The organism is Vibrio aquimaris (assembly GCF_009363415.1).
Classification (GTDB): Bacteria; Pseudomonadota; Gammaproteobacteria; order Enterobacterales; family Vibrionaceae; genus Vibrio; species Vibrio aquimaris.
Map to the genome: position 1 here is coordinate 3114679 of NZ_CP045350.1, position 23993 is coordinate 3138671.

The following is a 23993-nucleotide window of genomic DNA, read 5'->3' on the forward strand; positions in this document are numbered from 1 at the left end:
GATACCCGTATGAATAACCAAACAAAAAGTGTTGTCGTAGTCGATTGCCTACGTACACCAATGGGGCGCTCCAAAGGTGGGGCTTTTCGCCACACCCGTGCTGAAGACCTTTCTGCTCATCTCATGAAAGGGATTCTAGCTCGCAACCCACAAGTTAACCCTAAAGACATAGAAGACATCTACTGGGGCTGTGTGCAGCAGACGCTTGAGCAAGGTTTCAATGTTGCTCGAAATGCCGCTCTGCTGGCTGGGCTACCTATTGAAATTGGCGCAGTCACGGTTAATCGCTTATGTGGCTCTTCTATGCAAGCTTTGCATGATGCCACGCGCGCCATTATGACAGGTGATGCTGATATCTGTTTGATTGGCGGTGTAGAACACATGGGACACGTTCCTATGACTCACGGCGTTGATTTCCATTCTGGTATGTCAAAAAATGTCGCAAAAGCAGCGGGAATGATGGGACTCACAGCTGAGATGTTGGGTAAAATACACAATATTAGCCGTGAGCAACAAGACAAGTTTGCAGCCCGCTCTCATGCTCGTGCACATGCAGCTACAATCGAAGGACGCTTCAAAAACGAAATATTGCCCACAGAAGGGCACGCGCCTGACGGAACGCTTTTCACTCTTGAGAATGATGAAGTCATACGTCCAGAAACCTCTGTCGAAGGTCTTTCACAACTTCGTCCAGTATTTGATCCAGCCAATGGTACAGTGACCGCTGGCAGCTCATCCGCTCTATCTGATGGTGCATCCGCAATGCTAATCATGAGCGAAGAGAAAGCCACACAGCTAGGCCTTAAAATCCGAGCCAAGATTAAGGGCATGGCAGTGGCGGGGTGCGATCCATCCATTATGGGCTATGGCCCTGTTCCCGCAACTCAGAAGGCTTTGAAACGTGCGGGCTTATCAATCGAAGATATGGACGTTGTGGAGCTAAATGAAGCCTTTGCTGCACAATCGCTACCATGTGCAAAAGACCTAGGCTTACTTGATGTCATGGATGAAAAAGTAAACCTCAACGGTGGCGCGATCGCTCTTGGTCATCCGCTCGGTTGCTCAGGTTCTCGTATTTCGACCACACTCATCAATCTTATGGAAGATAAGAATGCAAAATACGGCCTAGCCACTATGTGTATTGGCCTTGGCCAAGGCATTGCGACCGTATTTGAGCGTCCTTAAACACAACAAAATTAAGGCCGGCACTACGCTGGCCTTAAATGCGCACAGTTAGTCATACCCCAGCCAGTCTTTATGAAGGCGCTCGCTATTCCCCAGATAATCGATCATCCATTGAATTAGTTTATGGTTATCGTCCTTACGCCACACCAAGCAACATCGACTCACAGGCTGTTGATCAGGCAAAATCTTCTCTTTCAAAAAACCATTTTTAACTAGTGGCATAGCCAGATGACGTGGCATATAGCCCACGCCCACACCATTTTTTAAACACTCAATTGCAGTATGCCAATTAGGTAAAAGTAGTCGGCGTTGATAAGGATAATGACCAGAATGGCGTTTGGGTAAAACGGTAGAGGTATCATCTAAACAAATGGCCGGAAATTGACTGACAAATTCTTCGGCTAGCACCTTGGCTTTTGCGCACGGGTGTTCAGGGGCTGTAACAAACGTCCAATCCAAAACCCCCATATCTCTCACTTCAAAGTCTCCTCCAACAGGAATAGCTGAAGTTGCACCAATCACAATGTCCGCCCTTTCTTGTGATATAGCCTCCCAAGAGCCGTTAAACACTTCCATGTTAATCTGCAATTCAGCATGCGGAAAAGTTTGGTAAAAATCTTCTACCAGAGGCTTTAAGCGATCCAACTTGACCACATTATCAAGTGTTATCTTGAGCGTTTTTTGCCAACCATGAGCGGCCCTCTTGGTTTGAGCTTTCACCTCCTCCATTTGCCTTAACATAGCTCTTGCCTGTTCAACAAATACTTCTCCAGCAATGGTGAGCTCCACCTTCCTCGGTAAGCGGCGAAACAAAACCACTCCCAGATCTCGCTCAACCTGACGAACGCTATAACTTATTGCAGACGGGACTTTATGCAAAACTTCAGCAGCAGAAGTAAAACTTCCAAGCCGAGCAACCGTCTCTATTAACTCTAAAGATGCCTGAGAAAACGCACTCATCTCTTCCCTTCAAATTTTTTGATTGATAACCATAAAAAATAACGCTTATAAGCTAGGTTTACCAAAAATATAATCTAAAGGCCAATATTAGCATTGGAAATGGACAATATTTTCAAATGAATTTTTTTGAATGGATATAGAATGAACATCTCAAAGATACAACTTTTCTACCTTGCTTCTCTATCGATGCTGGGGTTTATTGCGACAGATATGTACCTGCCAGCATTTAAAGCAATGGAAAGTGATTTCGCCACAGGCCCAGAACAAATTGCTTTGTCCCTAACTGTATTTCTAGTTGGAATGGCGGTTGGCCAGCTATCTTGGGGGCTCGCCTCTGATAAATTTGGTCACAAAAACACACTAGCTGCGGGACTAGGCTTATTTACACTCGCATCTTTAGGTTTGGCATTTAGCGATCAAGTCTGGCAACTACTCACTTTGCGTTTTATTCAAGCGATTGGTGTGTGCGCTCCAGCGGTGATTTGGCAAGCCATGGTCATTAAACGCCACGCAAGCCAAAGCCAGCAAATCTTTGCCACTATAATGCCCTTGGTTGCTCTCTCGCCCGCATTGGCGCCTCAATTGGGCGTTCTACTCTCAGATCTTTGGGGTTGGCAGAGTATTTTTATCACCTTAACCATAGTCGGATTAGTCTTAATCACAGCTACTATTGCGCAAGATAACCCAAAGCAGCAAGAGAAGAAATCCACAGTTGGAGCCGATATAAAAGCTTTGCTCACCTCAAAAACCTATGTAGGCAATGTCACCATATTCGCGACCGCTTCTGCCGCCTTTTTTGCCTACCTTACTGGCATGCCAGAAATTATGGCACAGCTTGGCTATGATGCCAGAGATATAGGCTTGAGCTTCATTCCCCAAACAATCGCTTTTATGGCGGGCGGGTATATCGGCAAAAAATGCGTGGCCAAATACGGTGATGAAAGCGTCCTTAGGATACTCATCGGACTGTTTAGCCTAGCCTCAGTCACAATATTTGCAACATCTCAATGGCAGCTGTCTTCAATCTGGCCTATTCTCGCTCCTTTTTGCTTAATCGCTGTCGCCAATGGTGCCCTATATCCAATAGTAGTCAATAGAGCGCTCGCAAGTGCCAAACAAAGCCCAGCAACCGCAGCAGGCCTGCAAAATAGCTTGCAAATTTGCATCAGCAGCCTTTCTAGTGCGTTAGTGGCTGCAATGGCAAGCCAAGCACAAACAGTAACAGGAATCGCAATCCTAATCTGTATGGTGGGATTGTGGATTGGCTACTGGCTATCAGCTCGACGCACAGACGTTGAAAAAGAGATGGATAACTCCACTGCCGTTACAGAAAAATAAACTAAAAAAGCGCCGCTAATTGCGGCGCTCAAGTCTTTATTTTTTCGTAGGTCTCTGCCAGTTCTGTATCACTCGCTCTTTGACGCGAGTAATCACTAACTCACCTTCTTCGACATCCTTGGTAAGAGTCGTACCCGCGCCAAGTGTCGCTCCATCAGCAACCGAAACTGGTGCCACTAACTGAGTGTCTGAGCCAATGAAAACATCATTACCTATGATGGTCTTAAACTTATTCACTCCATCATAGTTACAGGTAATCGTTCCTGCTCCAATGTTGGTACGTTTACCAATCTCTGCATCGCCCAGATAGGTGAGATGATTGGCTTTAGAGCCCTCTCCAACTAAGGTGTTTTTCACTTCAACAAAGTTACCAACATGAGAGTCATTGCGCATCTCAGCACCAGGTCTAAGACGCGTAAATGGACCGACAGTACAATCTTCACCGACAGTGGCACCCTCGATAACACTGTACGGGAGAACTAGGGTATTATCATCAATTTCACAGTCTTTAAGTACACTGCCCGTGCCGATGAAAACATTATCACCAAGAGTAACTTTACCTTCAACAATCACATTGGTATCAATTTCACAATCCATTCCACATTGCAATTCTCCGCGAAGATCAAAGCGAGCAGGATCGCGCAGCATAACACCCTGTTCAAGTAGCTTTTGTGCCTGCGCCTGCTGAAAAGCACGCTCTAAACGAGCAAGTTGTGCTCTATCATTGACGCCTTCAACCTCGATAGCGCTTACAGGGTGGACCGCTTCTACCGCTCGCCCTTCATTGTGAGCAGCCGCAATCACATCAGTCAGATAATATTCACCTTGAGCATTATCATTACTTAGCCCAGACAACCAGCGTTTGAGATCTCTTCCCGTAGCGACCATCACACCAGTATTTATCTCTTTGATAAGTTTCTGCTCTTCAGTCGCATCTTTTTGTTCGACAATCGCCACTACTGGGCCATTTTTACGCACAATGCGACCATAGCCAGTAGGGTTATCCAAAACCACAGTAAGCAATGCGATTCCGCCCGTAGGCTGCGCATCAAGCAAGCTTGCTAGAGTCTCTTCAGAGATTAAAGGGACATCACCGTAGAGAATTAACACTTTTTCATCGTCTTCAAACTGAGGCGATGCTTGATCTACTGCATGTCCTGTACCCAGCTGCTCTGCTTGCAATACCCAATTGACAGACTCTTTCGAGAGTACTGTCTGCATTTGATCGCCACCATGACCATAAACTAAGTGGACATTTTGCGCTCCTATACCTTTACACGTATCAATGACATGCTTAACCATAGGCTTACCTGCTAGGGTATGCAGAACTTTAGGCTTGTTAGAGTACATGCGAGTACCTTTACCCGCTGCGAGGATCACCGCGCTAAATTTCATTAAAAAGACCTTCAATTGGTGTTGTAAAACTGAGATGTATTGTAGACATTAACGGATAACTAGTTAATCGTTGCAGAAAAAATTTACTCTAAAATAGACAAAAAGGCGGTCAAACGACCGCCTTTATCATTTTTGAAACACCTTAAAATTTTTAACGGCGTTTCTTTGTCAGCTCGATAACACGTAGCTGAGCAATGGCTTTTGCCAGCTCACTGGCCGCTTGAGCAAAGTCCATATCACCATGCTGATTCTGAATACTCTCCTCAGCGCGGCGCTTGGCTTCTTCTGCCTTCGCTGCGTCTAGTTCTTCACCACGGATAGCCGTATCAGCAAGCACTGTTGCTGTGCCGGGCTGTACTTCTACCATACCACCGGAAACATAAATAATTTCCTCGTGGCCGTGCTGTTTCACAATACGCACCATACCGGGCTTGATAGCGGTCAGTAACGGAGTGTGGCCATGGAAAATCCCTAGCTCACCTTCGCTACCGGTCACCTGGAACGTTTCAACACGACCCGAAAAGATTTTCTTTTCTGCGCTGACAACGTCTAGGTGAAAGGTTATTGGTGCCATATCGCCTCCTAGTTAGCCTTATAGCTTTTTCGCATTCTCGATAGCATCGTCAATTGCACCACAGTACATAAACGCTTGCTCTGGAACGTCATCGTAATCACCAGCTAGTAGACCTTTGAAGCCACGTAGAGTCTCTTTAAGAGGTACGTAGATGCCAGGGTCACCAGTGAATACTTCCGCTACGTGGTAAGGCTGAGTTAGGAAACGCTCAATCTTACGAGCACGAGATACAACTTGCTTATCTTCTTCAGACAGCTCGTCCATACCTAGAATCGCAATGATATCTTTCAGCTCTTTATAACGCTGTAGTGTAGACTGAACACCACGAGCGATATCATAGTGCTCTTGACCTACAACGAGAGGGTCAAGCTGACGAGATGTCGAATCTAGTGGGTCGATCGCTGGGTATAGACCCATAGCAGCGATGTTACGGTTAAGTACAACCGTTGCATCCAAGTGCGCGAACGTAGTAGCTGGGGACGGGTCAGTCAAGTCATCAGCAGGTACGTATACCGCCTGTACAGACGTGATAGAACCTTGCTTAGTTGACGTGATACGCTCCTGCAGAACACCCATTTCTTCAGCTAGAGTAGGCTGATAACCTACCGCTGAAGGCATACGACCTAGAAGGGCTGATACCTCAGTACCTGCTAGTGTATAACGATAGATGTTATCAACGAACAGTAGAACGTCACGGCCTTCGTCACGGAAACGCTCAGCCATTGTTAGACCAGTCAAAGCAACACGTAGACGGTTACCCGGTGGCTCGTTCATCTGACCGTAAACCATTGCTACTTTAGACTCTTCAGGTTTCTCAACGTTTACAACGCCCGCTTCCTGCATCTCAAAGTAGAAATCGTTACCCTCACGAGTACGCTCACCAACACCTGCAAATACTGATAGACCAGAATGCTGAAGTGCGATGTTGTTGATAAGTTCCATCATGTTAACGGTCTTACCAACACCAGCACCACCGAATAGACCAATCTTACCACCCTTAGCGAATGGACAAACTAGGTCGATTACTTTAACGCCAGTCTCTAGTAGAGCAGTTTCATTTGATTGCTCTTCGTAGCTTGGTGCTTCACGGTGAATAGAGTAAGTCTCTTCTGCACCGATTTCACCACGCTCGTCAATTGCGTCACCTAGAACGTTCATGATACGACCTAGGGTCTTAGTACCAACTGGTACTGAAATTGGAGCACCAGTATTTACTACTTCTACTCCACGACGTAAACCATCAGAGCTACCCATCACGATACAACGAACTACGCCACCGCCTAGCTGTTGCTGAACTTCAAGAACTAGACGCTCTTTTGAGTCCGTTACGTTTAGAGCGTCATATACACTAGGTACTTCGCTCTGTGGGAACTCTACGTCGACTACCGCACCGATGATCTGTACGATCTTACCTGTAGCCATCGTTAATCCTCTAAACTATTTCGTTTTACCTATGCTTAAACCGCAGCAGCACCACCAACAATTTCAGACAGTTCTTGAGTAATCGCAGCCTGACGGGCTTTGTTATACACAAGTTCAAGATCTTCAATCAAGTTGGTCGCATTGTCAGTTGCAGCTTTCATCGCAATCATACGAGCCGCTTGCTCACAAGCAAGGTTCTCTACTACACCTTGGTAGACCTGAGACTCTACGTAACGCACCAATAGTGCATCCAGTAGAGGTTGTGGCTCAGGCTCGTAGATGTAGTCCCATGAATGATCACGCTGCATTTCTTCGCTGTCTGATTTAGGCAAAGGTAGCAATTGATCGATCGTTGGTTGCTGAACCATAGTGTTAACAAACTTGTTGAACACTACATACAGACGGTCCAGTTCACCCTCATCGTATTTCTTTAGCATTACGCTTACAGAACCAATTAGGTCTTCTAGGCTCGGGCTATCGCCAAGACCAGAAACCTGCGCGGCGACTTTAGCACCACTATTGTTGAAAAAAGCCGTTGCTTTTGAACCGACAACTGCAAGTTCAACCTCAGCACCTTTTTCTTTCCAAGCTTGCATGTCTGTGATTGCTTTCTTGAACACGTTAATATTCAAACCACCACACAAGCCACGGTCTGTAGAAACGATGATGTAACCAACTCGTTTCGCTTCACGCTCTTCTAAGTACGGATGACGATACTCTAGATTTGCGTTCGCCACGTGACCGATCACTTTACGCATTGTTTCAGCGTATGGACGAGAAGCTTCCATAGCGTCTTGTGAACGACGCATTTTTGAAGCTGCTACCATTTCCATCGCTTTCGTAATTTTCTGAGTGCTTTTAACACTACCGATTTTATTACGTATCTCTTTTGCGCCGGCCATCGTTACTCTCCATTAGTTGGTGGCAATCAATGCCACCGACCTATTACCAAGTTTGGGTTGCTTTGAAATCGTCAACTAGCTTCTTAAGCTGAGCTTCGACATCATTGTTATAAGCACCCGTCTTGTCGATCTCAGACGCCAATTCAGCGTATTGACCGCGAGCATACGATAGTAGAGCCGCTTCGAAATCTAGCAGTTTGTTGAGTTCAACATCTTCTAAATAGCCGCGCTCTGCCGCGAAGATTACCAGCGCTTGGTCAAATACAGACATTGGAGCATATTGTTTTTGCTTCATTAGCTCTGTAACTTTCTGACCATGGTCTAACTGCTTCTTCGTTGCTTCATCAAGATCAGACGAGAACTGAGCAAACGCTGCAAGTTCACGGTACTGAGCTAGTGCAGTACGAATACCACCTGATAGCTTCTTAATGATTTTCGTCTGAGCAGAACCACCTACACGAGATACTGAGATACCTGGATCAACCGCTGGACGAACACCTGCATTGAATAGTTCAGTTTGTAGGAAGATCTGACCATCGGTAATCGAGATTACGTTAGTCGGTACGAATGCTGAAACGTCACCAGCTTGAGTTTCAATGATAGGCAGAGCGGTCAATGAACCAGTTTTACCTTTCACTTCACCGTTAGTGAATTTTTCTACGTAGTCTGCATTTACTCGAGCAGCACGCTCTAGTAGACGAGAGTGAAGGTAGAATACATCCCCTGGGAATGCTTCACGGCCTGGTGGACGTTTTAGTAGTAGAGAGATCTGACGGTAAGCCACCGCTTGCTTTGATAGATCATCATAAACAATCAATGCATCTTCACCGCGATCGCGGAAGTATTCACCCATCGCACAACCTGAATAAGGCGCTAGGTATTGTAGCGCAGCAGATTCAGAAGCCGATGCTACAACCACGATAGTGTTTGCTAGTGCACCATGCTCTTCCAATTTGCGAACAACGTTAGCAATCGTTGAGGCTTTCTGGCCAATTGCTACGTAGATTGAGTAAATACCAGAATCTTTCTGGTTGATGATTGCATCGATCGCTAGAGCAGTTTTACCTGTCTGACGGTCACCAATCACAAGCTCACGCTGACCACGACCGATAGGGATCATTGAGTCAACAGATTTATAACCAGTTTGAACAGGCTGATCAACCGACTGACGGTCGATTACACCTGGTGCAATCACTTCTACAGGCGAAGATAACTTGGCTTCAATTGGACCTTTACCATCAATAGGCTCACCAAGTGTATTCACTACGCGACCTAAAAGTTCTGGACCAACAGGAACTTCAAGAATACGACCTGTACCTGTAACTTTCATGCCTTCTTTTAAGTCGGCATAAGGACCCATTACAACCGCACCAACCGAGTCACGCTCAAGGTTAAGTGCAAGGGCATAACGGCCACCCGGTAATTCAATCATTTCACCTTGCATCACGTCAGCTAAGCCGTGAATGCGGATGATACCATCGCTTACCGATACGATAGTACCTTCGTTGCGAGCTTCACTAACAACGTCGAAAGATTCGATACGTTGTTTAATTAGATCGCTTATTTCCGTGGAATTAAGTTGCATGCTCCAATCCCCATTAAGACTGCAATGCATCGCTTAGGCGATTCAGACGACCACGCGCTGAATCATCGATGACTAAGTCTCCGGCTCGAATAATCACCCCACCAAGTAGGGCCTCATCTATACTGCAATTCAGCTTAACTTTGCGCTCTAAACGCTGCTCAAGTTTGCTGCTGATATTTGCGCACTGTTCCTGCGAAAGCTCTGATGCTGAAATAACGTCAACATCAATTTCTTTCTCACGCTCTTTTTTAAGCGCTAAAAACTGCTCACAAACATCAGGAAGGGTCGCTAAACGACCATTCTCTGCCATCACCTTCAAAAGGTTTTGACCATGAACATCAACTTGGTCGCCACAAACAGCCACAAATACCTCAGCCAACTTATCTGCTGACATAGACCCGGTTAAGAGTTCATGGATTTGCTCGTTTTTAGCAACTTCCGCAGCGAAGGATAGCATTTGACCCCATTGGTCTAATGCGTTCTTTTCTACGGCAAAGTCAAATGCTGCTTTAGCATAGGGGCGTGCGATAGTAGTCAAATCAGACATAAGCGCCCCCAGACTTAAAGTTTTGCAGTAATGTTGTCGAGAATATCTTTGTGCGCTTCTTTATCAATAGAGCGTTCAATGATTTTCTCAGCACCAGCTACAGCCAGAGTTGCAACTTGTTTGCGCAGCTCATCGCGTGCACGGTTACGTTCAGCTTCAAGTTCAGCTTCTGCTTGCGAAAGAATTTTCTGACGTTCTGTCTGAGCATCTTCACGAGCTTCATCTAAAATTTGAGCTTTACGCTTATTCGCTTGCTCGATGATCTCAGTTGCTGTGCGCTTCGCTTCTTTCAACTGATCAGAAGCGTTTGCTTGTGCTAGGTCTAGATCTTTCGCAGCACGTTCAGCTGCTTGCAGACCGTCAGCGATTTTTTTCTGACGTTCTTCGATCGCTTGCATCAATGGTGGCCATACATACTTCATGCAGAACCAGACAAATAGTGCAAACGAGATTGCTTGACCCAGCAGAGTTGCGTTTATGTTCACAACAGCTACCCCTTCTATTCGGACTTAGTGTTAATCAATAACAAGCTAGGCTTGTCGACTATAAGCTGCGATTAACCTAGCTGACCAACGAACGGGTTAGCGAACGTGAATAGAAGTGCGATAACGATACCGATCATTGGAACCGCATCAAGTAGACCTGCGATGATGAACATCTTAACTTGTAGCATAGGAGCCATTTCTGGTTGACGCGCTGCACCTTCAAGGAATTTACCACCTAGAAGTGCGAAACCAATCGCTGTACCAAGAGAAGCAAGACCGACGATAAGACCTACGGCGATTGCAGAAAAGCTCAGTAAAGTTTCCATTACTATCTCCAATTTATAGTTTTTTGGCTAGTTGCCCAAATAAAAGCTTTTAAAAAATTAATGATCGCTGTCTTCATGTGCCATTGACAGGTAAACAATTGTCAACATCATAAACACGAAGGCTTGAATCGTAATAACCAATACATGGAAGATTGCCCACGGTAGTGAACCCATCCATTGTAAATACCATGGCAGCATTGCCGCACAAAGAATGAATACAACCTCACCCGCGAACATGTTACCGAAAAGACGCATACCAAGTGAGAGAGGTTTTGCCAGTAGCGAAACCACTTCGATTAGCAGGTTAAACGGAATCATCAAGGGGTGATTAAATGGATGCAATGCTAATTCTTTAGCGAATCCACCTAGACCTTTCACTTTGATGCTGTAATAAATCATCAAAGCAAACACGCCTAGAGCCATAGCCATGGTGATATTAACATCAGCTGACGGTACAACCTTAAGATAAGGAATACCAAGCCAATGTTGTGCCGGGTAAGGTAAGAAGTCGATAGGCACTAGGTCCATCACGTTCATTAAAAATACCCAACAAAAGATAGTCAGTGCTAAAGGTGCGATCAGTGGGTTGCGTCCATGGAACGTGTCTTTGACGTTTTCTGCGACAAATTCAACGATCATTTCTACAGCACACTGAAGCTTACCTGGTACACCCGCTGTTGTTCTCTTTGCTACTTTGTAAAAAATTCCTAGGAAAATTAAACCAGTAAACCAAGAAAAAAACAGGCTATCGATATGTACGTTCCAGAAACTTGCCTCCTCCGCTACAAGACCTAACTTATAAGTAGAAAGGTTTGCAAGGTGGTGGGAAATGTATCCGGACGAAGTTAGCGCTTCACCTGGCGCAGCCATAACTCATCCTATTTTTTTGTTGTTAATGAATAGCACTGGCGCACAGATATTAATACCTAGTGCCAGCAAATAGGTTAGCTTAAGGGGAACAAGTTCCACCTGTATATACATGTAAGCAATGGAAAAAAGCGCAACCGTGATCAGGATTTTCAGTGCTTCACCTGCGTAGAAAGAGTTCGCTATGCGCTTTGCAGCACGAGCTCCTCCATACATAAACACAAATAAAGCAAACACCGCATTAGCCACGACAAAAATGCCGCCACCAATCAGTGCAGAAAGTCCCCATTTAACATCCACAGCCAGTGCCATTACCACTGCCGTAAGTGTAACCGCGCTTAACTGGATCATTAACAATCGCTTTGCAAGCTCTCGCCCTGGTCTAGCTAACGCCGCTACCATGTATTCGTACCTCGAGTAAAATCCACAGCCTTACTACCTCATGCTGGGAAATTGGCGAAAATTATACGGTGAGTCTTATTGAATGCAATTAAAACACCGTAAAAAGTTACAATTTTGTTTACAAACCGACAACTTTCGCACAAAAAATCGTTTTTTACATAATTGATTGGGAGCGATTATCTCATCTAGCCTGCTAGCTTGGCAATAAGATGCTCTAATTTGTGAGGTTCATCTAGACTAATTGTTACCTTGGATGTTCCATTTTTGGCTTTTACAATTGCAACCTTAGCATCCAACATTTGACTTAATTTCTGTGACATTTGTTGTGCTTCAGTGTCTTGCGGCTGATTTTTCTCTTCAGATTGTGGCTGAAGGCATTTTTTCACTAGCTGCTCTGTCTGGCGAACCGTCATGCGCTTTTTGGCCACAAGCTCTGCCACATCAACTTGCTGTTCACCCTCAAGAGCAAGTAAAGCGCGAGCATGGCCCATTTCGAGCAACCTTTCGGACAAGAGATACTTAACATCCATCTCTAACTGGTTGAGTCTAAGCAAGTTGGTTACTGTTGTTCGAGACTTACCGATGACTTCAGCGACTTGCTGATGAGTTAAAGAAAACTCTTCTTGGAGACGATCCAACGCCACAGCTTCTTCGATCACATTAAGATCTTCTCGCTGGATATTCTCAACCAAAGCCATAGCGATCGCCGCGCGGTCATCGACATTTTTGATCACGCACGGTACTTCTTTTAAACCGGCTTTACGCGCTGCGCGCCAACGCCTTTCACCAGCAATTATCTCATACTTATCATTCTCGATCTGACGAACAACAATAGGCTGTATTATGCCTTGAGATTCTATTGATGCAGCCAATTCTTCAAGCGCTTCTGGCTCCATATCTGTGCGCGGTTGGTACATACCTGGCTTGAGAGAATTAATGTTAATCTCAGTGAAATCGCCCTCAGAAGACAACTCCTGACTGTGTATTGCACTTTGCTGTTTCTCACGCGCAAGAGAACTTGTTGAAAGCAGAGCATCTAGCCCCTTACCTAAGCCACGTTTAGACATGAAACACAATTCCTTTGGTTGAGTTATGCAGGAACTTCATCACGGCGAAGCATCTCTCCGGCCAGAGCAAGATAAGCTTTAGCACCTGCAGAATACTTGTCGTAGTACATAGCTGGTTTGCCATGGCTAGGCGCTTCAGCTAGACGGACATTACGCGGAATAACCGTACGATAGACTTTATTACCGAAATGCTTTTTCAACTGATCCGAAACTTCATTGGATAGACGGTTACGAGGGTCATACATGGTACGTAAAAGGCCCTCTATTTTGAGTTTATCATTAACGACAGCGGCAAGCTTACTGATAGTATCCATCAAAGCTGTCAGCCCTTCTAAAGCAAAATACTCACACTGCATAGGTACCAATACAGAATCAGCAGCAGCCATCGCATTAACGGTGAGAAGATTAAGCGAAGGGGGGCAATCAATAAAAATAAAGTCATAATGATCTCGCACGCCAGCAAGCGCGTGCTTTAAACGGACTTCTCGAGCAAAAACTTCCATTAATTTGATCTCTGCAGCAGTCACATCACCATTTGCAGCAATGAGATCATAGTTGCCAGATGTCTTACGGCAAACGACATCGTCAAAGGCCATTTCTTCGACCAACAATTCGTAAGCGGTCGCATCAACTTGGTATTTATCTACACCACTGGCCATAGTGGCATTGCCTTGGGGATCGAGGTCAATAACCAACACCTTGCGCTTTGTCGCCGCCATAGACGCGGCTAAGTTAATGCAGGTCGTTGTTTTACCAACACCACCTTTCTGGTTTGCAATTGCTACGATTTTTCCCACGACGAACCTCGCTTTTATTCCTTGCGGGATAAGATTACTAGATGACGCTCACCTTCCAATTGAGGAACAGTCAAAGCTTTGATGTCCATCACAGAACACCAACTTGGTAGCTGTGTAATCTCATCCTGTGGTAGTTGTCCCTTTAATGCAAAGAAACGTCCAACTCCTTGTTTAGGAAGATGATGGCACCATTCAACCATATCAACCATAGATGCGAATGCTCGGCTCAACACACCATCAAACTTATCGTCAGGCTGGAACTGCTCAACTCTGCTCTGAACTGGAGTGACATTTTTAATCTGTAACTCATGTAAAACTTGTTTAATAAAACGAATACGCTTACCCAAGCTATCGAGTAAATAAAACTCTTTTGTTGGATGCATGATCGCCAGCGGTATACCTGGCAATCCTGGGCCTGTTCCTACATCAATAAAACGTTCACCTTCTAAATACTCACCAACCACTATGCTATCTAAAATATGTTTGACGAGCATATCACTTGGCTCACGAACAGAAGTGAGATTATACGCTTTATTCCACTTGTGTAGCATTTCAACATAACCAACAAGCTGTTGGCGTTGTTTATCAGATACTTCAAGTGTAGTTTGGGCGATCAAAGAATCCAACTGTAGACGTAATTGGCTCATTATGCTTCACCGCCTTTGCGCAGCATGCCTTGTTTTTTTAAATGAACAAGCAAGATTGATATTGCTGCTGGTGTTATTCCAGAGATGCGAGATGCAATACCAATCGATTCTGGTCTCGAGTCAGTCAATTTTACCACCACTTCGTTGGATAAGCCCTTAATGTTCGAATAATCGAGATCAGCTGGTAGTAAAGTGTTCTCATGACGAAGTGATTTCTCAATTTCATCTTGCTGACGTTTGATATAGCCTTCGTACTTAACTTGTATTTCAACTTGCTCTGCTGCCTGGGTATCATCCATCGCTGGGCTAAAAGCATCAAGCTGAGTCAACTTTTGATACGTCATTTCAGGCCGGCGTAACAAATCTTCGCCACTTGCCTCACGGATCATTGGTGTTTTGAGCAAAAGATTGAGATCATCAACATCTGCAGACTTTGGGTTCATCCACACATCTTGAAGTCTTTGTCTTTCCTTAGCTATGTTGTCTAATTTCTGATTGAATCTTGCCCAGCGAGTATCATCGACCAGGCCAAGCTCACGCGCTTTTTCTGTCAAACGTAAATCAGCATTATCTTCCCGTAGGAGTAGCCGATATTCGGCGCGAGAAGTAAACATACGGTAAGGTTCTTTTGTCCCCATGGTAGAGAGATCATCGATCAAAACGCCCATATAAGCTTGATCTCTTCGTGGGCTCCAACCTTCTTTTTCTTGGCTATATAGGCTGGCATTAAGCCCAGCAACTAATCCTTGTGCCGCAGCTTCTTCATAACCTGTTGTGCCATTGATTTGACCAGCAAAAAATAAACCCTGAATAAATTTAGTTTCATAGGTTTGTTTTAGGTCTCTAGGATCAAAAAAGTCATATTCGATTGCATAACCAGGTCGAACAATATGCGCATTTTCAAACCCTTTCATGGTCCTTACAATTTCAACCTGAACATCGAAAGGCAGACTGGTGGAAATACCATTCGGGTATAGCTCATGCGTTGTTAGCCCCTCAGGCTCAATGAAGATCTGGTGACTATTCTTATCAGCAAAACGCATTACCTTATCTTCAATTGACGGGCAATAACGCGGACCAATTCCTTCAATAACTCCAGAGTACATCGGACTGCGATCGAGATTGTGTCTAATGATCTCATGAGTTTGATCATTAGTGTGAGTAATGAAGCATGGTATTTGTCTAGGATGCTGGGATCTTTGACCCATGAATGAAAATACTGGAGTGGGATCGTCACCATGTTGAACCTGAAGATCGGAGAAATCTACACTTCTGGCATCAATTCTTGGTGGGGTTCCCGTTTTAAGTCGATCAACTCTAAATGGTAGTTCACGTAACCGGTCTGCAAGAGCAATTGAAGGAGGATCGCCTGCACGACCTCCTGATGAACTTTCCATACCAATGTGAAGCTTGCCACCAAGAAAAGTTCCAACTGTAAGTACAATCGCTTGAGCTATAAATTTGAGCCCCATTTGGGTAACAACCCCAACGGCACGATCTTGCTCAACAATTAAGTCATCGACTGATTGTTGAAATAAGGTGAGATTAGGCTCATTTTCTAATGCTTCACGAACATAAGCTTTGTACAAGGCTCTATCGGCCTGAGCGCGTGTTGCTCTTACCGCTGGCCCTTTAGATGCATTGAGAGTTCTAAATTGAATACCTGCATGATCAATCGCTTTTGCCATCAGACCGCCCATAGCATCTACTTCTTTAACTAAATGTCCTTTACCAATCCCACCGATTGCTGGATTGCATGACATTTGACCTAAAGTATCGATGTTATGAGTCAACAATAAGGTTTTTTGTCCTGTACGAGCAGAGGCAAGAGCCGCTTCGGTTCCTGCATGTCCACCACCAACAACGATGACATCAAAACTTTCATGGTACAACATGTACTGACCTCTGGTATTCAAAAGAGATATAGGCAACTAAAAGGAGCGTTATTCTACCTGCTTTCGCTGAGATAGAAAATCGCTTTTGATGTTTTTAATCTAAGCTACTGGCAAAGCTTAATCTTATATGATCTTATATATGATCTTTTATTGGATCTATTATTAGGATCACAGGTTTCTGTGGATAAGTGGATTTTGATCAACAAGATCATAGTTCTTAGATGGATCTTATCTTGTGATCTAGCTTTGATCTGAACAAGGATTTCCTGAGATCAAAATGGATAGTTATGCACAGGGGGATTATGAACATTAAGTTATTATTGGGATAACTATAGGTTGATCACCGGATAATTATCATTTTATCCACAACACTTTTTGAGAGTTTGGCGAAAATATTTGGTGTAGGAAGTAGCCTGAGTTACTACTTCCCCCGATTTTATAGTTGATCAATGTATTTTGTTAACCAAGCTTCTGCGGCATCTTCAGGTACATCATGGCTTAGAACATCTATGGTGAGGCACTCTGTAATAGGTGTGCTTCCTATATCCTCAAGTAAAGCATACGCATGTTTCCCTGCACCACAAAAGGTGTCATAACTTGAGTCTCCAATCGCGATCACGGCATATTTTACATTAGACATTTTTGGTGGGGTGTCTTGTAACGCTTGAATAAAGGGCTGAATATTATCCGGATAATCTCCAGCACCGTGAGTGGAGGTGATGATAAGCCAAGTCCCCTCTGCTGGGATGTCATCGAGTACTGGCTCGTTATGAATACAGGTTTCAAACCCATGTTTTACTAATAGATCGTTTAGGTGATCACCAACATATTCTGCGCCACCCAAAGTACTGCCTGTAATGATTTGGATCATGTTGTTTCCTTTATCTATAGATTACTTTCTTTATGTGCTGAACAGATGAATTATTTCCCAATACAAAAGGAAGAAAAAATACGTCCAAGAAGATCATCAGAGCTAAATTCGCCTGTGATCTCATTAAGGTGTTGCTGGGCGATTCTGAGCTCTTCCGCCAGAATCTCTCCTGCCATATAGCCTTCGAGTTGTTGCTGACCAATATCAAGGTGCATTGCTGCTTGTTCAAGTGCTTCCAAGTGACGCCGGCGAGCCATAAAACCACCTTCGCTACTACCGGCAAAGCCCATACATTCTTTGAGATGGTGACGCAGCGCCTCAACACCTTGTCCTGTTCGAGCAGATAAACGAATCAAAGTCGGATTATTAACATGACAAATTCCGATTTCCTCATTGGTTTGATCGGCTTTGTTGCGGATCACTGTCATGCCGATATTATCCGCTAAGCGATCAACAAAGTCTGGCCATATTTCTTTGGGGTCGGTGGCATTGGTTGTTGTGCCATCCACCATGAAAAGTACGCGATCAGCTTGTTCTATCTCTTCCCAAGCTCTTTCAATACCGATCTTTTCTACTTCATCAGAGGCATCGCGTAACCCTGCTGTGTCTATGATATGCAGCGGCATACCATCTATATGTATGTGCTCACGAAGAACATCACGTGTAGTGCCTGCGATGTCTGTGACTATCGCAGACTCCTTACCTGATAGCGCATTGAGAAGGCTGGATTTACCGGCGTTGGGTCTACCTGCAATAACCACTTTCATGCCTTCGCGCATAATAGACCCTTGATTGGCCTCTTTTCGAACAGAATTGAGCTTGTCTATGATTGCCTGTAGATCTGTTGATACTTTGCCATCGGCAAGGAAATCAATTTCCTCTTCAGGGAAATCGATCGCAGCTTCGACATATATTCTTAGATGGATTAGAGACTCTACTAGTGCATGAATGTGCTGTGAGAAAGCACCTTGGAGAGATTTTAACGCGGACTTTGCTGCTTGCTCTGAACTGGCATCAATTAAATCGGCGATCGCTTCTGCTTGAGCAAGATCCAGCTTATCATTTAGAAACGCTCGCTCAGAAAATTCCCCAGGACGCGCGGTTCTGATCCCTTCTATCTTTAAGATACGCTTGATGAGCATGTCCATAACTACAGGTCCACCGTGTCCTTGAAGTTCAAGAACATCTTCCCCTGTAAAAGAATTTGGATTCGGGAAAAATAGGGCAATACCTTGATCAAGCTGAATACCATCTTGGTCGATAAATGGCAGGTATTCAGCATATCGAGGCCGTAGTTGCTTACCAGTTAACGTTAGCGCGACTTGACTCGCAAGAGGACCGGATACACGAATAATGCCTACGCCCCCACGACCAAGAGCGGTGGCTTGAGCCACTATGGTATCAGTTGTCATAAATGTGCCTGTGTTGTCTTTCATGCCCAATAAGGCAAATATCTGTTAGCTGAATTGTAATCAGCTCAAAACGAAAAGGCGACCCTTTGGTCGCCTTTTGATAGTATTTCTATTAATGGCTTACTTGCTATGCAAACCTTTCTTTTCCAGTGACTTGTATATCAAGGTTTGTTGGATAAGTGTCACAACATTTGATACTAGCCAATACAGCACTAGGCCTGATGGGAAGAATAGGAAGAAGAAGGTAAACATAACCGGCATAAAGGTCATGATCTTCTGCTGCATAGGATCTGTGACTGTGGTTGGGCTCATCTTTTGAATCATGAACATAGAAGCGCCCATGAGCAATGGCAAGATGTAATACGGATCTTGTGCTGATAAGTCAGTAATCCAACCAAAGAATGGAGAGTGGCGAAGTTCTACCGATTCCATCAGTGCCCAATACAGAGCGATGAAAATAGGCATTTGTAAAACTAGAGGTAAACAGCCACCCAATGGGTTCACTTTCTCTTTCTTATACAGCTCCATCATTTCTTGGCTCATACGCTGGCGGTCGTCACCAATACGCTCACGCATAGCTTGCAGCTTAGGTTGAAGCATACGCATTTTAGCCATTGAGGTGTACTGAGCTTTAGTAAGTGGGTACATAGCACCACGTACAATAAAGGTTAGACAGATAATTGCCAGACCCCAGTTGCCCACAAAGCCTTGGATGAAAGAAAGCAGAGTATGAAGTGGTTTAGCAATAAACCATAACCAGCCGTAATCCACTACCAAATCTAGGTTTGGAGCCACTTCTGCCATTTGTTCTTGAAGCTTAGGACCAATCCAAAGTGTGGCTTTAAACTTAGCAGAGTCACCGTTAGCGATAGTTTTGTTTGGCATGCGAACGCCAATATCACCAAGGTTACCAATCACACGAGTGTAAAGATTGGTACCTGGTTCATTGCGAGGTACCCAAGCAGTAGCAAAATAGTGCTGAATCATAGCAGCCCAACCTTGACCATCTGGCAAGTTGACCGATAGATTACGGTCTTGCATATCGTCAAAGCTGTACTTTTTATAGCGTGTTTCTTCGCTTGAATAAGCACCACCACGGTAGGTTGGCATAGTTATACTGCCGCCATCATCCATTAAATTTTGACGCAGGTGGGCATACATACCAAAAGTAGCATTGTTACCCGAGTTGTTTTTCACATCATATTCAACATCAACTGCATAACTACCGCGTTTTAAAATGAAGGTCTTTGTATACTCAAGTCCATTGGCTTGATAAGTCATTGGAATACGTAACTCATCTTGGCCATCGGCTAAGGTGAAACTGTCGGCTGCGACTTGATAAGCAGGGCGGTTGCCACTGCTCAAATCGATACCTTGAGGTCCAACTAACCCACTTTGGGCTACGAACTGGTGACCCGCTTCATTTTTCAATAGAACGAATGGGTCTGCGGAGTTAAGTTCAGCTGAGTATTGGTTTAGGTCTGCGGTGACTACATCACCACCTACCGTATCAATCGACAGAGTCAAGACGTCAGTTGTCACGGTAATCGTTTTAGCAGACGCTTGCTGCGCGGGAGCGGGATCTAAATCATCCGCAAGAGACGGTGCAGGTGCTGTACTGCTTGATTGTGCCTGTTCAACCGGCTGTGGTGCTGGATTCTTTGCTACTTGCCATTGTTGAAACAACAAGAAAGAAACCAGTGCTAGCGCGATTAACAGGATATTACGTTGAGAATCCATCGTTATTTATCTCTGTCTTGTTTCTGGACTGGTGGTACTGGGTCAAAACCACCCGCATTCAAAGGGTGGCATTTTAATAGACGTTTGCTCGATAACCAACAACCTTTTACAAATCCATAAGATTTAAGTGCTTCAATAGCATAACTTGAGCAGGTTGGAGTGAAACGACAACGCGGTCCTATCAGTGGACTGATTAGGCCTTGGTAAAGACGGACTAACCCGATAGCTACCCACGCGAAGGGCGAGACAGACGTTGCCATAATTTATCAAACAACTTAAAAATTTCATCATTGCTGAGATACTGAGCACTTTTTTTAGCAATCACAACAAAATCCTTATTAGGAAGATGATGTTGTTTATTGCGAAAACTTTCACGAGCTAGGCGCTTAAAGCGATTACGAGCAGGTGCTGTTTTAATTTGCTTTTTTGGAACAGCTAACCCCAATCTTGGGTGAGAAAGAGAGTTATTGCGAGCAATGATAGTGAAATGAGGTGAGCCAGCTCTATGAGCTTGCTGAAAGACATTTTTGTAATGCTCGGGAGTTAACAAACGTAACTCCCGATTGAACGCGTACGTATTCAAAATAAACTAATGATTACTTTGAAAGGCGCGCACGGCCTTTTGCACGACGTGCATTGATTACTTTACGACCGTTCTTAGTTGCCATGCGAGCACGGAAACCGTGAGTACGCTTGCGCTTTAGAACTGAAGGTTGAAAAGTGCGTTTCATGATAATTACCTTTACTGATCAGTAGTTTTAGGTCAATGTTATCCTTGCGTTGGTCATTTTGTCTCTTGCTAAGCAGATAAGACAGACCGACACCTCTAAACAAAGAGGCGGAATTGTAATCACAGTCACACAAAGTGTCAATCATTGAGCAACTGCTAAATTCCGGCTGAGCGATTATACGGAGTGTGCACAAAATCTCAAGGATCAAGCGCTGCTTGGTGGCGATCTTTATTTTTCGCCTACTTGTCTAAGGAATTTTTTCAGTCGAGGATCCTGTGGATGATTAAAAATACCCTGTGGAATACCTTGTTCTACAATATGTCCTTCGGCCATAAAGATCACTCTGTCTGCGACTTCTCGGGCAAATTGCATTTCATGAGTGACTACCAACATGGTCTGATCTTTGTTGGCCAACTCTTTCATTAGCTGTAGTACCTCACCAACCCACTCAGGATCGAGAGCTGAAGTTGGCTCATCAAACAATAATAGTTCTGGTTGAAGCGCCATGGCTCGACCTATACTTACACGTTGCTGCTGACCACCTGAAAGAGAGGCAGGATAACTATCTCCTTTATCGCCAAGGCCAATCTCATCGAGAATTTTTTGCGCGTGTGTTAGGGCGAGTGCTTTTTTCCAGCCGTGAACCGTAATTAAACCTTCAGCAATGTTTTGCTTTGCCGTCATATGGGCGAACAAGGCATAGTTTTGGAAAACAAATCCTGTTTTTCGACGCAGCTTGAGTATCTCAGGTTTTGAGTACTTCTCTGCATCAACACTGATATCGCCTATGGTTATTTCACCTTTGTCGGCTTGTTCTAAAAAATTAACTGTCCGCAGTAAGGTTGATTTTCCTGTCCCGCTGGATCCGATAATGACAATGATTTCACCTTGGTTGATTTCAAGGTCAATGCCATTGAGAACCTCTGAATCACCAAAGCGTTTATGGATATTGGTAAGCTTAATCATCTTATATACGCCTTATTCAGTTTGACCTCTGCCCAGTTTTGTATTCGGGTGAGAATGACAACGACGGCCCAGTAAATTAACGCGACGGCCAAAAAGGCTTCGAAAAAACGGAAACTGGATGAAGCCTCCATTTGTGCTTTAGCCATGATCTCAGCAACGCCTAAAGTAAAGGCCAGCGAAGTCGATTTAATCATATCAATGAAGTAATTCATCAGGGAGGGAAGCGCAATTCGCGTTGCTTGAGGAAGGATTATCCGACGCATAGCTTGGAAAGTGGTCATTCCCACAGACATACTGGCTTCCATCTGACTGCGGTCTACCCCTATGATTGCTGCTCGAATGCTTTCCGCCATGTAGGCTGCAAAGTGCAGAGTTAGACCGATCACAGCTGCGCTAAAGGCATTGAGCCCCACAAATAGAGGAAAAATTTGTGGTAACCCGTAATAAAGAAGAAACAGTTGAACGAGGAGCGGTGTACCACGGAAAAAGCTAATATAGACTTGGCTCAATTGATCCAATACTGGTACGCGAAAGACTCTAATGTTGGCTAATACAACAGCTAATATTAAAGCGAAGACTAAACCTAATGTTGCGATTTCCATGGTAGTACCAAGATACTTTAGAAGTATTGGCATTAGGTTTAGCATGTAGTTGAAATCAAATCCCATAGCGTATCTCGATAAAATTCGTCTTACCAAAAAGTAACAACCCACTGCAATAACTAGGCACAGTGGGCTGTATGACCTTTTTCTAAATTATTGGGTGATGTCTGCACCAAACCATTTTTGTGAAATGGTATTTAATGTTCCGTCAGCACGCATGGCTGCTAGAGCTTTATTCACTTCACCTTGAAGTTTTTGACCTTTTTCGTTATCAACAAATGGCCAGGCATTTTCGATGGTTTCGAATGGTTTGCCAGCGAGTTGCAAAGGCAAACCTGTTTTCTTGATAAGTTCAAGTGCAGAAAGTCGGTCCATGACAAAAGCATCGGCTCGGCCTAAAGCGACATCGTGCTCTATTCCAGTATCGTATGTCTTAATGTTTATTTTACCGCTTTGGTCATGCTTTCTTAACAGTTGTTCGAAGTTAGATCCCAAGTTAACGGCAACCGTTTTACCTTCTAGATCGTTTATGTTTTTTATACTTGCATTGCCTTTTCTAACCGTGATTTGTGCACCATCAACAACATAAGGGTTGGCAAAAAGGTATTTGTTTTTTCGTGCATCGGTAATCGTTATTTGGTTTGAAATGGTATCGATACGTCCTGTTTCAAGTAGACCAAACAACCCAGAGAAATTGGCGGTGACGTACTCGACTTTGTAGTCGTTACGCTTACCAATCTCATCCCAAAGATCAACTTCAAATCCTTGCAGCTTGTCTTGTTCAACAAATGTAAAAGGGTAATAACGGCCTGACATGCCAACCTTGACATTGGTTGCGGCTTGAACGGTTATTGCAGAAAATGCTAATGCGGCTATTGCAGCCTTAATCCAGGTCTTCATAGTAAAACTCCATAGTTTAATGGAGCTGATACTACTGTTAATTTGCTTACTAATGAAAATAACCAAGAGCAATAACCTAGACAGTCGAGGAATAAGCTGTGAGTGAAAGGATCAAAAATAGCGCGACCAATCACAACTTAAGAAAACTTGTTCCACAGAGTTATCACCAGAGTTTAGATCTGTGAGAAATTGCTCAAATGTGGATCTTTTTGTGAGTAACAATAGGGCTACTTGTGTTGATCTTACGAATAATAAAGAAGATATTGTGAATAACTTAGATCTTATTCACTGGAACCGCGATCATTTACTGGCGATCTTGGTTATCAACAGGTAAAATTACAAATCTTTTTCGATCATTTATTTAGGGTGGGCCCAAC

General features: G+C 44.2%; 26 protein-coding genes. 2 read left to right on the forward strand and 24 right to left on the reverse strand.

Annotated elements, in window-relative coordinates; all coding sequences use genetic code 11:
- The first annotated feature begins 9 nt into the window (after positions 1-9).
- Positions 10-1185 carry an acetyl-CoA C-acyltransferase FadA gene (fadA, locus tag FIV01_RS14465; protein ID WP_152431594.1) on the forward strand — a complete coding sequence of 392 codons (1176 nt, stop codon included), beginning with the start codon at positions 10-12 and terminating at the stop codon, positions 1183-1185.
- Positions 1186-1233: 48 nt separating this feature from the next.
- On the opposite strand, the gene punR is transcribed toward fadA, so the two are convergent.
- Positions 1234-2145, reverse strand: a complete 912-nt coding sequence (gene punR, locus FIV01_RS14470; protein WP_152431595.1) for a DNA-binding transcriptional activator PunR — start codon at positions 2143-2145, stop codon at positions 1234-1236.
- Between the two features lie 141 nt (positions 2146-2286).
- Between punR and punC the strand changes: the two genes are divergently transcribed.
- On the forward strand, positions 2287-3483 hold the full coding sequence (gene punC / locus FIV01_RS14475) for a purine nucleoside transporter PunC (RefSeq protein ID WP_152431596.1): 1197 nt from the start codon (positions 2287-2289) through the stop codon (positions 3481-3483).
- Positions 3484-3519: 36 nt separating this feature from the next.
- On the opposite strand, the gene glmU is transcribed toward punC, so the two are convergent.
- The 23 genes from glmU to FIV01_RS14590 all read right to left on the reverse strand — a co-directional run bounded on the left by glmU (position 3520) and on the right by FIV01_RS14590 (position 23616).
- Positions 3520-4878 (reverse strand): bifunctional UDP-N-acetylglucosamine diphosphorylase/glucosamine-1-phosphate N-acetyltransferase GlmU, encoded by a 1359-nt coding sequence (glmU, locus tag FIV01_RS14480; RefSeq protein ID WP_152431597.1) that lies wholly within the window; start codon positions 4876-4878, stop codon positions 3520-3522.
- Positions 4879-5029: 151 nt separating this feature from the next.
- Positions 5030-5452, reverse strand: a complete 423-nt coding sequence (locus FIV01_RS14485; RefSeq protein ID WP_006957442.1) for a F0F1 ATP synthase subunit epsilon — start codon at positions 5450-5452, stop codon at positions 5030-5032.
- Between the two features lie 18 nt (positions 5453-5470).
- Positions 5471-6874, reverse strand: coding sequence for a F0F1 ATP synthase subunit beta (gene atpD, locus FIV01_RS14490; protein WP_114787706.1), 1404 nt, complete (start codon positions 6872-6874; stop codon positions 5471-5473).
- Between the two features lie 35 nt (positions 6875-6909).
- Positions 6910-7776 carry a F0F1 ATP synthase subunit gamma gene (gene atpG, locus FIV01_RS14495; RefSeq protein ID WP_152431598.1) on the reverse strand — a complete coding sequence of 289 codons (867 nt, stop codon included), beginning with the start codon at positions 7774-7776 and terminating at the stop codon, positions 6910-6912.
- Positions 7777-7819: 43 nt separating this feature from the next.
- Positions 7820-9361 carry a F0F1 ATP synthase subunit alpha gene (atpA, locus tag FIV01_RS14500; protein ID WP_152431599.1) on the reverse strand — a complete coding sequence of 514 codons (1542 nt, stop codon included), beginning with the start codon at positions 9359-9361 and terminating at the stop codon, positions 7820-7822.
- A 13-nt stretch (positions 9362-9374) separates the two neighbouring features.
- Entirely contained in the window at positions 9375-9908 is a 534-nt protein-coding gene (gene atpH / locus FIV01_RS14505) for a F0F1 ATP synthase subunit delta (RefSeq protein ID WP_152431600.1), read from the reverse strand.
- 14 nt (positions 9909-9922) lie between these two features.
- Positions 9923-10393: a F0F1 ATP synthase subunit B gene (gene atpF / locus FIV01_RS14510; protein WP_114787710.1), complete on the reverse strand. Its 471-nt coding sequence runs from the start codon at positions 10391-10393 to the stop codon at positions 9923-9925.
- A 71-nt stretch (positions 10394-10464) separates the two neighbouring features.
- The gene (gene atpE / locus FIV01_RS14515) at positions 10465-10719 is read right to left on the reverse strand and encodes a F0F1 ATP synthase subunit C (protein ID WP_006957448.1); all 255 of its coding nucleotides are present in this window, start codon (positions 10717-10719) and stop codon (positions 10465-10467) included.
- A gap of 57 nt (positions 10720-10776) precedes the next feature.
- Positions 10777-11589: a F0F1 ATP synthase subunit A gene (gene atpB / locus FIV01_RS14520; RefSeq protein ID WP_114787711.1), complete on the reverse strand. Its 813-nt coding sequence runs from the start codon at positions 11587-11589 to the stop codon at positions 10777-10779.
- A 3-nt stretch (positions 11590-11592) separates the two neighbouring features.
- A complete protein-coding gene (locus FIV01_RS14525; protein WP_152431601.1) occupies positions 11593-11988 on the reverse strand; it encodes a F0F1 ATP synthase subunit I in 396 nt (131 codons plus the stop codon).
- 185 nt (positions 11989-12173) lie between these two features.
- Positions 12174-13055: a ParB/RepB/Spo0J family partition protein gene (locus FIV01_RS14530; protein WP_152431602.1), complete on the reverse strand. Its 882-nt coding sequence runs from the start codon at positions 13053-13055 to the stop codon at positions 12174-12176.
- Positions 13056-13078: 23 nt separating this feature from the next.
- Positions 13079-13852: a ParA family protein gene (locus FIV01_RS14535; RefSeq protein WP_114787714.1), complete on the reverse strand. Its 774-nt coding sequence runs from the start codon at positions 13850-13852 to the stop codon at positions 13079-13081.
- A gap of 14 nt (positions 13853-13866) precedes the next feature.
- Positions 13867-14499 carry a 16S rRNA (guanine(527)-N(7))-methyltransferase RsmG gene (gene rsmG, locus FIV01_RS14540; RefSeq protein ID WP_152431603.1) on the reverse strand — a complete coding sequence of 211 codons (633 nt, stop codon included), beginning with the start codon at positions 14497-14499 and terminating at the stop codon, positions 13867-13869.
- Positions 14499-16394: a tRNA uridine-5-carboxymethylaminomethyl(34) synthesis enzyme MnmG gene (mnmG, locus tag FIV01_RS14545; RefSeq protein ID WP_152431604.1), complete on the reverse strand. Its 1896-nt coding sequence runs from the start codon at positions 16392-16394 to the stop codon at positions 14499-14501. The genes rsmG and mnmG overlap by 1 nt, the downstream gene beginning before the upstream one ends.
- A gap of 436 nt (positions 16395-16830) precedes the next feature.
- On the reverse strand, positions 16831-17265 hold the full coding sequence (mioC, locus tag FIV01_RS14550; protein WP_152431605.1) for an FMN-binding protein MioC: 435 nt from the start codon (positions 17263-17265) through the stop codon (positions 16831-16833).
- Between the two features lie 50 nt (positions 17266-17315).
- The gene (mnmE, locus tag FIV01_RS14555) at positions 17316-18677 is read right to left on the reverse strand and encodes a tRNA uridine-5-carboxymethylaminomethyl(34) synthesis GTPase MnmE (protein WP_152431606.1); all 1362 of its coding nucleotides are present in this window, start codon (positions 18675-18677) and stop codon (positions 17316-17318) included.
- A gap of 120 nt (positions 18678-18797) precedes the next feature.
- Positions 18798-20417, reverse strand: a complete 1620-nt coding sequence (gene yidC, locus FIV01_RS14560) for a membrane protein insertase YidC (RefSeq protein ID WP_152431607.1) — start codon at positions 20415-20417, stop codon at positions 18798-18800.
- A gap of 2 nt (positions 20418-20419) precedes the next feature.
- Complete coding sequence (gene yidD, locus FIV01_RS14565) at positions 20420-20677, reverse strand: membrane protein insertion efficiency factor YidD (protein WP_114787720.1); 258 nt, start codon at positions 20675-20677, stop codon at positions 20420-20422.
- The gene (gene rnpA / locus FIV01_RS14570) at positions 20644-20967 is read right to left on the reverse strand and encodes a ribonuclease P protein component (protein WP_246210407.1); all 324 of its coding nucleotides are present in this window, start codon (positions 20965-20967) and stop codon (positions 20644-20646) included. The genes yidD and rnpA overlap by 34 nt, the downstream gene beginning before the upstream one ends.
- 46 nt (positions 20968-21013) lie before the next feature.
- Complete coding sequence (gene rpmH, locus FIV01_RS14575) at positions 21014-21148, reverse strand: 50S ribosomal protein L34 (protein ID WP_006880025.1); 135 nt, start codon at positions 21146-21148, stop codon at positions 21014-21016.
- Positions 21149-21376: 228 nt separating this feature from the next.
- The gene (locus FIV01_RS14580; RefSeq protein ID WP_152431609.1) at positions 21377-22114 is read right to left on the reverse strand and encodes an amino acid ABC transporter ATP-binding protein; all 738 of its coding nucleotides are present in this window, start codon (positions 22112-22114) and stop codon (positions 21377-21379) included.
- The gene (locus FIV01_RS14585; protein WP_152431610.1) at positions 22111-22782 is read right to left on the reverse strand and encodes an amino acid ABC transporter permease; all 672 of its coding nucleotides are present in this window, start codon (positions 22780-22782) and stop codon (positions 22111-22113) included. Before FIV01_RS14585 ends, FIV01_RS14580 begins: the two co-directional genes overlap by 4 nt.
- 87 nt (positions 22783-22869) lie before the next feature.
- Positions 22870-23616 (reverse strand): amino acid ABC transporter substrate-binding protein, encoded by a 747-nt coding sequence (locus tag FIV01_RS14590; RefSeq protein WP_152431611.1) that lies wholly within the window; start codon positions 23614-23616, stop codon positions 22870-22872.
- Positions 23617-23993: the final 377 nt, after the last annotated feature.

Bases quoted from the DNA above. Each gene is read 5' to 3' on its own strand.
- fadA (WP_152431594.1), top strand. From the start codon at position 10: ATGAATAACCAAACAAAAAGTGTTGTCGTAGTCGATTGCCTACGTACA.
- punR (WP_152431595.1), bottom strand. From the start codon at position 2,145: ATGAGTGCGTTTTCTCAGGCATCTTTAGAGTTAATAGAGACGGTTGCT.
- punC (WP_152431596.1), top strand. From the start codon at position 2,287: ATGAACATCTCAAAGATACAACTTTTCTACCTTGCTTCTCTATCGATG.
- glmU (WP_152431597.1), bottom strand. From the start codon at position 4,878: ATGAAATTTAGCGCGGTGATCCTCGCAGCGGGTAAAGGTACTCGCATG.
- FIV01_RS14485 (WP_006957442.1), bottom strand. From the start codon at position 5,452: ATGGCACCAATAACCTTTCACCTAGACGTTGTCAGCGCAGAAAAGAAA.
- atpD (WP_114787706.1), bottom strand. From the start codon at position 6,874: ATGGCTACAGGTAAGATCGTACAGATCATCGGTGCGGTAGTCGACGTA.
- atpG (WP_152431598.1), bottom strand. From the start codon at position 7,776: ATGGCCGGCGCAAAAGAGATACGTAATAAAATCGGTAGTGTTAAAAGC.
- atpA (WP_152431599.1), bottom strand. From the start codon at position 9,361: ATGCAACTTAATTCCACGGAAATAAGCGATCTAATTAAACAACGTATC.
- atpH (WP_152431600.1), bottom strand. From the start codon at position 9,908: ATGTCTGATTTGACTACTATCGCACGCCCCTATGCTAAAGCAGCATTT.
- atpE (WP_006957448.1), bottom strand. From the start codon at position 10,719: ATGGAAACTTTACTGAGCTTTTCTGCAATCGCCGTAGGTCTTATCGTC.
- atpB (WP_114787711.1), bottom strand. From the start codon at position 11,589: ATGGCTGCGCCAGGTGAAGCGCTAACTTCGTCCGGATACATTTCCCAC.
- FIV01_RS14525 (WP_152431601.1), bottom strand. From the start codon at position 11,988: ATGGTAGCGGCGTTAGCTAGACCAGGGCGAGAGCTTGCAAAGCGATTG.
- FIV01_RS14530 (WP_152431602.1), bottom strand. From the start codon at position 13,055: ATGTCTAAACGTGGCTTAGGTAAGGGGCTAGATGCTCTGCTTTCAACA.
- rsmG (WP_152431603.1), bottom strand. From the start codon at position 14,499: ATGAGCCAATTACGTCTACAGTTGGATTCTTTGATCGCCCAAACTACA.
- mnmG (WP_152431604.1), bottom strand. From the start codon at position 16,394: ATGTTGTACCATGAAAGTTTTGATGTCATCGTTGTTGGTGGTGGACAT.
- mioC (WP_152431605.1), bottom strand. From the start codon at position 17,265: ATGATCCAAATCATTACAGGCAGTACTTTGGGTGGCGCAGAATATGTT.
- mnmE (WP_152431606.1), bottom strand. From the start codon at position 18,677: ATGACAACTGATACCATAGTGGCTCAAGCCACCGCTCTTGGTCGTGGG.
- yidC (WP_152431607.1), bottom strand. From the start codon at position 20,417: ATGGATTCTCAACGTAATATCCTGTTAATCGCGCTAGCACTGGTTTCT.
- yidD (WP_114787720.1), bottom strand. From the start codon at position 20,677: ATGGCAACGTCTGTCTCGCCCTTCGCGTGGGTAGCTATCGGGTTAGTC.
- rpmH (WP_006880025.1), bottom strand. From the start codon at position 21,148: ATGAAACGCACTTTTCAACCTTCAGTTCTAAAGCGCAAGCGTACTCAC.
- FIV01_RS14580 (WP_152431609.1), bottom strand. From the start codon at position 22,114: ATGATTAAGCTTACCAATATCCATAAACGCTTTGGTGATTCAGAGGTT.
- FIV01_RS14585 (WP_152431610.1), bottom strand. From the start codon at position 22,782: ATGGGATTTGATTTCAACTACATGCTAAACCTAATGCCAATACTTCTA.
- FIV01_RS14590 (WP_152431611.1), bottom strand. From the start codon at position 23,616: ATGAAGACCTGGATTAAGGCTGCAATAGCCGCATTAGCATTTTCTGCA.